The organism is Citricoccus sp., from assembly GCF_035445025.1.
Lineage (GTDB): Bacteria > Actinomycetota > Actinomycetes > Actinomycetales > Micrococcaceae > Citricoccus.
This window is the reverse complement of record NZ_DAOMPX010000069.1, coordinates 1-9,019: the sequence shown is the minus strand read 5'-3', so window position 1 is coordinate 9,019 and position 9,019 is coordinate 1. Positions and strand designations below refer to the sequence as shown.

Below are 9,019 nucleotides of genomic sequence, written 5' to 3'. Positions count from 1 at the left end.
CTGATTGACTGGACGCGCAACCATCCAGAGCGGCCGAGAGATCTGGCTCCGTGACGCCGCAGCAACCCTCCGCTTCACCGGGCAAGGGTGCTCATGCCAGAAGCGATGGAGAGTGATCACCATGACTGCCCTTGCCGAACTGAGCCCTGCCGGCCGCGCCCCCGCGCGGGCCCGGGGCGCCGCCACCGCCCCGGACGCACCGGAGAGCCTTGCGGTGGAGTTCCGCGGCGTCGGCCGCGCGTTCCCCACCGCCGAGGGCCCCCGGGCCGTGTTGCGGGACATCACCCTGACCGTGGAACCCGGCGAGGTGCTGGCCATCCTCGGCGCCTCCGGTTGCGGCAAGTCCACCCTGCTGCGGGCCGCCGGCGGACTGGACACCGGCAACTCCGGGGACATCCTCATCGGCGGCGAGCCGGTCACCGCCCATGACCCACGCACCGCCGTCGGCTTCCAGGAACCGCGCCTGATGCCCTGGCGCACCCTGCACCAGAACGTGGCCCTGGGCCTGCCGCACGGCACGGGCCGCAGCGAGGGCCGGAAGCGCGTGGACGAGCTGCTCGATCTCGTCGGGCTGGGCGCCCACGCCGATCACCGGCCCCGCGAGGTCTCCGGCGGCATGGCCCAGCGGACCTCGCTGGCCCGGGCACTGGCCCGGCGCCCCGGCGTCCTGCTGCTGGACGAACCGTTCGGCGCCCTCGACGCGCTGACCCGGCTGAAGATGCAGGACCTGCTCCTGGACATCCACGCCCGCACGGCCACCACCATCCTGCTGGTCACCCACGACGTGGACGAGGCACTGCAGCTGGCCGACCGCATCCTGCTGCTCGGCAAGGATCCCGGCGCCGCTGCCGGGGCCACCGCCCGCAAGGTCCTCACCGTGCCCGGGACGCGTCCGCGCCCCCGCAGCTCAGCCGAGCTGGCCGCGCTGCGCTCGGAGCTGCTCGACGGCCTCGGCGTCGACGCCCACCGGCACTGACCGCTCCGGTGCCGCACCGGCGGCACCGCCCCGCCGACTCTGACCGGCGCCCACTGTCCCCGGACCGCCCCCTGCTCGACCCTTCCGCCCCTCTTGTTCCACCCTCCCCGCCCCCGTGCGATCCCCTGTCCTGAAAGGCACCACCATGCGCTCCCGACTCACGCTCTCCGCCGCGGTCCTCGCCGTCTCCGCCCTCGCCCTCACCGGGTGCGTGGCCGGGGAGGGTTCGGGCGGTGACGCCGCCGAGGCCGGTGCCCCGGCTGGCGGTGCCAAGACCCTGGACATCGACTTCGCCACCTACAACCCGCTCTCCCTGGTCATCAAGGAGAAGGGCTGGCTGGAGGAGGAGCTCTCCGACGAGGGCGTCACCGTCAACTGGGTCCAGTCCGCGGGGTCCAACAAGGCCAATGAGGCGCTGCGCGCGGAGGCCGTCGACGTCGGCTCCACCGCCGGCTCCGCGGCCCTGCTGGCCCGCGCCAACGGCACCGAGATCAAGACGATCGGCCTCTACTCCCAGCCGGAGTGGGCGGCCCTGGTCACCACCGCCGACTCGGGCATCACGGAGGTCACCGACCTGGTGGGCAAGAACGTGGCCGCCACCAAGGGCACGGACCCGTACTTCTTCCTCATCCAGGCCCTCGAGGAGGCCGGAGTGGACCCCTCCGAGGTCACCGTCCAGAACCTGCAGCACGCCGACGGCAACTCCGCCCTGGCCAACGGCTCCGTGGACGCCTGGTCCGGACTGGACCCGATCATGGCCGGTGCCGAGGCCGAGGGCGCCGAGCTGTTCTACCGCAACGTGGACTTCAACACGTACGGCTTCCTCAACGCCACCGAGTCCTTCCTCGAGAAGTCCCCCGAGCTGGCCCAGGCCGTGCTGGACGTCTACGAGAAGGCGCGCGCCTGGGCGCTGGAGAACCCCGAGGAGACCGCCGCGATCCTCGCCGAGGTCGCCGGCCTCGAGGAGGACGTGGCCACCACCGTCATCCAGGAGCGCTCCAACCTGGACGTGGACCCGGTCCCCGGGCAGGCCCAGCTCGACGTGCTCGAGAGGGTCGGCCCCATCCTGGTGGAGACCGGTGACGTCGCCAGCCAGGAGAACGTGGACGCCGCGCTGGCCGAGCTGCTCGAGCCCTCCTACGCCGAGAAGGCCACGCAGTGAGTACCCCCGCGTCCCCGAACACCGTCACCCCGGCCTCGGCCCCGGCGGACCTGGCCGCGGGCGAACGGAACCGGCGTGCGGCACCGGCCGGTTCCGGCCCCGGGACGCCGCGCGCCCGCGGAGCCCTGGGCACCGCGGCCGGCCGCGCCGCCGTCGGCCTCCTGGTGCCGGTACTGCTCGTGGCGTTGTGGTGGGCGGTGACCGAGGCCGGACTGTTCTCCCCGGTGCAGCTGCCCTCGCCGGCCTCCGTGGTGCAGGCGGGCGTCCAGCTGGCGGCGGACGGCCCCCTGTGGCACCACATCGCCATCTCCGTGCAGCGGGTGCTGATCGGCTTCGCGATCGGCGGCGTGCTGGGCCTGCTCGTCGGTTCCGTGCTGGGACTGTCCCGGTGGGCGGATGCCCTGTTCTCCCCGCTCACCGGGGCCATCCGCGCCGTGCCGTCCCTGGCGTGGGTGCCGCTGCTGATCCTGTGGATGGGGATCGGCGAGGACTCGAAGATCACGCTCATCGCGATCGGGGCGTTCTTCCCCATCTTCACGAACGTCTACTCGGCACTGAAGCACGTGGACCCGCACCTGGTGGAGGCCGGCCGGGCCTTCGGCTATCACGGCCTGCGCCTGCTGCGCACCGTCCAGCTGCCGGCCGTGATCCCCTCGGTGTTCTCGGGACTGCGCCTGGCCCTGGCCCAGGCATGGCTGTTCCTGGTGGCCGCCGAGCTCATCGCCTCCTCCATGGGCCTGGGCTTCCTGCTCACCGACTCGCAGAACAACGGGCGCACCGACCGGCTGATCCTGGCGATCGTGCTGCTGGCCGTGATCGGCAAGGTCACGGACGCCGTCCTGGGCCTGGTGGAGAAGTGGGCGGTGCGGCGCTGGTCCTAGGCCGGCCCGGGGCGTCCGGGGTCACCGGCCCGCCTGACTGGTCACCGGGCTGGTCCCTCAACCGGTCACCTGGCGTTCGCCCGCGGGCCCTAGGATGCCCCCCGTGCATCCCGTTTCCCTGAAGAACCCCTGGTGAACAAGGTGCGGTTCATCCATCCGTACGGGCCGTCCCCCTCGGCGGTCAGCCGGGGTACACAGCGGAAGTAGATGCCGGCCGGACCGACGGCTTCTCCGGCCACCAACCTCCGCAGGTCTTCAGGGTCGCCGGTGGGGTACTACTGGAAATCGGCTCCCGCATTGAGCACGCTGCCGGTGATATGGGGACCGTGGGCGCGTCCGCCCCGGATGGGGACGACGCGGCGCACACCGTCCACGGTCCTTCTGATGCCGATGGGCGGATCAACGTCCACGTCGGTGCTGAGAACGTGCTTCAGGGGTGATGGCGCCGGCGCCCCAGCCGCGGTTGCGGCGGGGTCTCGAGGCGGATGAGTCGTCGTGATGGTCCATTCAGCGTTGTGGTTCGGTGGTCTTGAGGGCGTTGATGGCGACCTTGACCCGCCGGGGTAGTTTCTGCCCGGCTGGCACCACGGCCATGATGGCGTTGGCGGGGGTCTTGTCGGCGACCGGCTTGTAGACGACCTTGTGTCCGTCGAAGGTGGCACCGGTGGCGGGGATGCTGTTGGCGAAGGAATACCCCAGGCCTCGGCCCACAATGGTGCGGATGGTGTCCATGTTCGCGCTGCGCCATCCCACTTGGATGGCCAGTCCTGCCGATTCCACGGTGGTGATCATCCGTTCTGCGGTGGGTGGGACGTCCAGCAACACGGCCGGCTCGTCCACAATGTCACGCAGCCACACCGAGTCCTGGTCCGCGAGGCGATGGCCCGCCGGCAACATCACATGCAGACGTACCGAGGCGATCTGGATTTGTTCCAGGTCCGGGTCCGTCTGCCAGGAGTAGAGCAGGGCCAGGTCCAGGCGGCCAGCCCGCAACTGTTCCTGCAGCGCGTCCGGCGCGCCTTCGACGAAGCTCAGCTCCACGAGGGGATGTTCCGTGGTGAAGTGCTCGATCAGCGGGGGCACCACACGCGGCGACATGGTCAGGCTCACCCCCACCCGCAACAGGCCCCGGATGGCGCCGCCCTGGTCGCGCACGGCTTCCTGGGCCTCCTCGACCTGTTCCAGGACGGTTCGTGCGTGGGCGGCGAACTCCACCCCTGCCGCAGTGGGGGCCACTTTTCTGGAACGGCTGCGCACCAACAGGGTGACCCCGACGGCCTTTTCCAGATCCGCCACGGCCATAGACGCGGCCCCCTGGGAGACATGGCAGGCGGCCGCGGCCGCCGTGACTGAACCCAGGTCGACGATGGCCACGAAGTACCGCATCTGCCGCAGTGTGACTTCAGGCATCAGTTCTCCTAATCAATGGCATCTGATCTATTGACTATTCACATCCTGTAACCCGGATCACACTAGTGGGTACCCCGGTTATCCACCATCAAACTTCTGGAGAACACTCGTGAGCCTCTCTGCCCCTCCCAGCCTTCGCCCGCGGATCGTCACCCTGGGAACCGCCGGTGGCCCGCGATGGTGGCGCGCCGAGCAGGCGAGCCGACGCACCGGTATCGCCACGGCCGTGGTGGTCGGCGACGCGGTCTACCTGGTCGACTGCGGTCACGGTGTCGGGCGGCGGATGTCCGAGGCCGGCCTGGAGATCAGCGACCTGCGCGCGGTCTTCCTCACCCACCTGCACTCCGATCACACCGTGGATCTGGCCAGCCTGGCCATCTTCGGCCTGTTCGAGCTGATTGGCCGCGAACACGACCCCGTGCGGATCATCGGGCCGGGCAACCGCGGGGTACTCCCCCCGGCCTCTCCGCGGGCCACGGTGCCGCCGGTTCCGCTGGCCCCGGACTGCCCCACCCCCGGCACCCGCGAGATGTTCCAGACGCTGATGCGCGCCCATGCGACTGACCTCAATGACCGCATCATCGACTCCCTGCGGCCCTCGCCCCTGGATTTGTTCGACGCCCGGGACATCGAGATCCCGGCCGGTATCGGTTACCACCCCAACGACAACCCCACCCCGGGGATGGAGCCATTCGAGATCTACCGCGACGACCTAGTCACCGTCACCGCGATCCTCGTCGAACACCCCCCGGTCGCCCCGGCCTTCGGACTGCGCTTCGACACCGCAGAGGGGTCGGTGACCTTCTCGGGCGACACGGCCTACACGCCGAACATGGTCCGCCTGGCCCGCGACACGGACCTGCTGCTGCACGAGGCCATAGACTTCACCGGCTTCGTGGAGGCAACCTACGCCGGCAAGACCGACGCGGGTTCGCGCGCGGCCCGCGACCACCACTACAAGTCCCACACCTCCGTCTCGGACGCCGCACGCGTGGCCCAGCAGGCCGGGGCACGCCAGCTGGCGTTGCACCACCTCGTCCCCGGTACCGCGCCGGACTCGGTGTGGCGTGAGGCCGGACAGCACTTCGAGGGGATCTTCCACGTCCCCGATGACCTCGACGTGATCGAACTGCAGCCCGCCCTCGACCGTCTCGCCCTCTGACCCTCAAACGCCAGCGAGGAACCATCATGCACAACACACCCACCATCCAGTCCGACCTGCCGCCGGAGGCCCCGCAGGTGCAGGAATCGATGAACACCAAGGACATGCGTCGCATCCTGTCCTCGAGCTTCATCGGCAGCGCCATCGAGTACTACGACTTCATCCTCTACGCCACGGCAGCGTCCCTGGTGTTCAACCACGTGTTCTTCGCCGACCTCGGGCCGAGTTTCGCGCTGTTCGCCTCTTTCGCCACACTCGCGGCGGGTTACTTCGCCCGCCCCCTGGGCGGCATCGTCTTCGGCCACTACGGCGACCGGATCGGCAGGAAGAAGATGCTGGTGCTGTCCATGCTGATGATGGGCGGGGCCACCATGCTCATGGGCGTGCTACCCACGACCGCACAGATCGGCATCGCCGCCCCGATCATCCTGGTGCTGCTGCGTCTGGTCCAGGGCGTCGCCGTCGGCGGAGAATGGGGAGGGGCCGCGCTGATGGCCATGGAGCATGCACCGCAGCGCCGGCGCGGCTTCGCGACCGCCTTCGCCAACGGCGGCGGCCCGGCCGGCGGCATCCTCGCCACCCTGGTCGTCTCCGCCACCTCCGCCCTGACGGGAGACGCCTTCCTGGAATGGGGTTGGCGCATCCCCTTCCTGCTCTCCGCCGCACTGATCGCCGTCGGCATGGTCATCCGCCTGAAGGTCACCGAGACGCCGATGTTCGCCCAACTGGCCGAGGCCGGGGACAAGCGGCGCCTACCGCTGATGGAGGTGTTGCGCAACCACCCGCGCGCCGTCGTGCTCAGTCTCGTGGCCGCCGTGAGCTTCTACTGCTGCCAGGGACTGCTCACCGTCTGGGGCGTCTCCATCGCCGCCTCCGAAGGCGTCGACCGCGAGGCGGTGTTGAACTGGAAGGCCACCGGGGCGGTCCTCACCCTCGTGGTGACCTTCTGGGCCGCCCGCATGAGTGACCGCATCGGGCGCCGACGGATGCTCGCCATCGGCGGCGTCGCCGGGATCGTTGCCGCCTACCCGCTGATGCTGTTGCTCAACAACGGAACGATCTGGGGCTTCGCCGTGGCTATCGTCGTGGGCAACGGGGTCATCCAGGGCCTGCTGTACGGACCGATCGGCGCCTTCATCGCCGAGCAGTTCCCCACCCACGTCCGCTACACCGGGGCGTCGCTGTCCTACCAGGGTGCCTCCGTGCTGGGCGCCGGGCTCAGCCCAATGATCGCCACCGGCCTGATGGTCGCCGGCGGCACCGGCCTCGTCGCCGGCTTCTGGATCGCCGTCCTGGCCGCAGGACTCATCGCCGTCCTGCTCACCAAAGAAGGATCCCGCCTCACACTCACCTGACCGGGATCATATTCACCGGTGGTCGCTCCCAGTGCGTATCCGAGAGCGACCACCGACCCGTGCCTTGATCCACGCGGCGCATAGGGTGTCCGAGCAGACACACCCGGTAGGACACGGGTCCCGTGCTTCGAGGCGGCTTCCACGTTTCGTATCTGAGTCAGTTCACATTCCGGCGCTGGTGTAGAGCGCCAATTGGTCACGAGGAGATCATCCATGCGCACGAGCTATGAACGAGATCAGGGAGACACCGGCCTTCGGGGCCATGTGCAGGCGGCCTCACCGCAGGCCCTCCACGAACTGATGCAGGAGCTCGGGGACACGGTGAGCGTTGAGCCTGCCGTGCTGGCCGAGCACAGTCGGGACGCCTCCCGGGCCGAACCGGTGGGTCTGCCCGCGGCGGTGGTCCAAGCCCGTTCGGCCGAAGACGTCCGGGCGGCACTGCGCTGGGCAAATGCCCATCGGGTGCCCGTGTCCGTGCGCGGAGCCGGCACTGGCGTCAGCGGCGGCGCCCTGGCCTACGCCGGGGGGCTGGTCATCTCCCTGCGGACCTTGAACCGGCTGCTGGAGATCGATGCCGCCAATCGGATCGCCGTGGCAGATCCGGGCGTCGTCGTAGAGAAGTTGGACCAGGCGGCCGCCGAACACGGGCTGATGTACGCCCCGGACCCCGTCAGCTACCAGACCGCGACCATCGGTGGCACGGTGGCCACCAACGCAGGCGGCTTGCGCTGCCTGGCCCACGGTGTCACCCGCGACGCCATCGCCGGGCTCGAGGTCGTCCTGCCCGACGGCCGGTTGCTCCACACCGGCTCCCGGACCCGGAAGAACAGCACAGGCTATGACCTGACGGGGTTGTTCATCGGCTCCGAGGGGACCCTCGGCGTGGTCACCAAGGTCCTCGCCCGTCTCAAGCCCCGCCCCACCGGCACCCCGGTCACGTTCCAGGCGCATTTCCCGACCATGACTGCCGCAGGAGAGGCGGTCGCGGCGATCATGGCCTCCTCGACGACCCCGGAGATCCTGGAACTGATGGACCGGAACTGCATCGACATCGTCCAGCGGCACTTCCCCTCCACCATCACGACCGATGGGCAAGCCCTGCTGGTGGGCCAGACCGTGGGCACCGATGCCCACCGGCAGGCAGAGGAGATCGTCTCAGCATGCCGGGCCGCCGGGGCCGTTCTGGCCGAGGCGGGCGACGGCGACGATGTGCTCCGGACCCGACGGATGGTGAACCCCGCGCTCAGCGCCGCGGGTTTGGCCCTGTCCTGCGACGTTGCCGTTCCGCCCAGCCGATTGGCGCAGATGTTCGGGCGCATCGAGAGCATCTCCGCCCACACCGGTTACTCGGTAAACACCTGCGCCCATGCCGGCGACGGCAACATGCACCCCGCCGTGCTGGCCCCCAGCGATTCCCCGAGGACGTGGCCGCGGCCGAGCACGTGCTGACCCTCATCACCGAGGCCGCCTTGGAGATGGGCGGCGTGATCTCTGGGGAGCACGGCATCGGTTCGCTCAAGACTGGGATGCTCACCCAGCAGTTCGACCCGGACACCCTGGCCCTGCAGCACGAGCTGAAAGCCTTCTTCGATCCTCATGGCATCCTGAACCCCGGGCGAGCCATCTGACCGGCATCACTCCGACATCCCGGGGAAGCAGGCACCGGTCAGCCTGAGCTTCGGGGAGTGGCTGCGACGTTATCTGAAGCCCCAGTTGGCGTTCCAGTCAGCCTGCAGTGAGGGTGCTGTAGAGATGACCGCCAGGCCGTTGGCGGCGTACACGTAGCTGCCAGGATCCACTGATTGCCCCACTCGCCCGCCAGGGCTCGGCCGAGGGGCCCGTCGTGCCAATACCCGACTTGAAGAGTGCGGGCCTCTGATTAGAACTCGATTCCCGGAACGCGGAGGGTCACGACCAGGGCGTGTCTCCTCGTGGGTGGCTGGTTGCGTTGACATGTGCGGCGCGGGGTCATGTGCCCAGCGCTTCAGTCTCAGACGAGAGACATGAGGAGACACGCCCTAACCCGGGCGGGTGGCCTCCGTGTCGATGAAGTGCTGCGCGCGTTGCAGGGTG

The 9,019-nt window shown here is 69.4% G+C and carries 6 protein-coding genes, 2 pseudogenes and 1 riboswitch; of the genes and pseudogenes, 6 read left to right on the top strand and 2 right to left on the bottom strand.

Annotated features, from left to right (window positions below):
• Positions 1–17 precede the first annotated feature (17 nt).
• A riboswitch (SAM riboswitch) is annotated at positions 18–112 on the top strand.
• A gap of 9 nt (positions 113–121) precedes the next feature.
• From PLJ28_RS13840 to PLJ28_RS13830, 3 genes are all read left to right on the top strand, one after another.
• Complete coding sequence (locus PLJ28_RS13840) at positions 122–976, top strand: ABC transporter ATP-binding protein (RefSeq protein ID WP_502876452.1); 855 nt, start codon at positions 122–124, stop codon at positions 974–976.
• A 145-nt stretch (positions 977–1,121) separates the two neighbouring features.
• Positions 1,122–2,138, top strand: a complete 1,017-nt coding sequence (locus PLJ28_RS13835; RefSeq protein ID WP_298044458.1) for an aliphatic sulfonate ABC transporter substrate-binding protein — start codon at positions 1,122–1,124, stop codon at positions 2,136–2,138.
• Positions 2,135–3,019 (top strand): ABC transporter permease, encoded by an 885-nt coding sequence (locus tag PLJ28_RS13830; RefSeq protein ID WP_183529565.1) that lies wholly within the window; start codon positions 2,135–2,137, stop codon positions 3,017–3,019. The genes PLJ28_RS13835 and PLJ28_RS13830 overlap by 4 nt, the downstream gene beginning before the upstream one ends.
• Before the next feature lie 89 nt (positions 3,020–3,108).
• Here the strand turns inward: PLJ28_RS13830 and PLJ28_RS13825 are convergent.
• Both PLJ28_RS13825 and PLJ28_RS13820 read right to left on the bottom strand, forming a co-directional pair.
• Positions 3,109–3,453 (bottom strand): annotated as a pseudogene (locus PLJ28_RS13825) (DUF3237 family protein).
• Positions 3,454–3,526: 73 nt separating this feature from the next.
• Entirely contained in the window at positions 3,527–4,429 is a 903-nt protein-coding gene (locus PLJ28_RS13820) for a LysR family transcriptional regulator (protein WP_324590251.1), read from the bottom strand.
• A 109-nt stretch (positions 4,430–4,538) separates the two neighbouring features.
• On the opposite strand from PLJ28_RS13820, the gene PLJ28_RS13815 reads away from it, so the two are divergent.
• From PLJ28_RS13815 to PLJ28_RS13805, 3 genes and pseudogenes are all read left to right on the top strand, one after another.
• Positions 4,539–5,591: an MBL fold metallo-hydrolase gene (locus PLJ28_RS13815; protein WP_183529569.1), complete on the top strand. Its 1,053-nt coding sequence runs from the start codon at positions 4,539–4,541 to the stop codon at positions 5,589–5,591.
• A gap of 26 nt (positions 5,592–5,617) precedes the next feature.
• Positions 5,618–6,946, top strand: coding sequence for an MFS transporter (locus PLJ28_RS13810; protein WP_183529571.1), 1,329 nt, complete (start codon positions 5,618–5,620; stop codon positions 6,944–6,946).
• Between the two features lie 213 nt (positions 6,947–7,159).
• A pseudogene (locus tag PLJ28_RS13805) lies at positions 7,160–8,574 on the top strand (FAD-binding oxidoreductase).
• Positions 8,575–9,019: the final 445 nt, after the last annotated feature.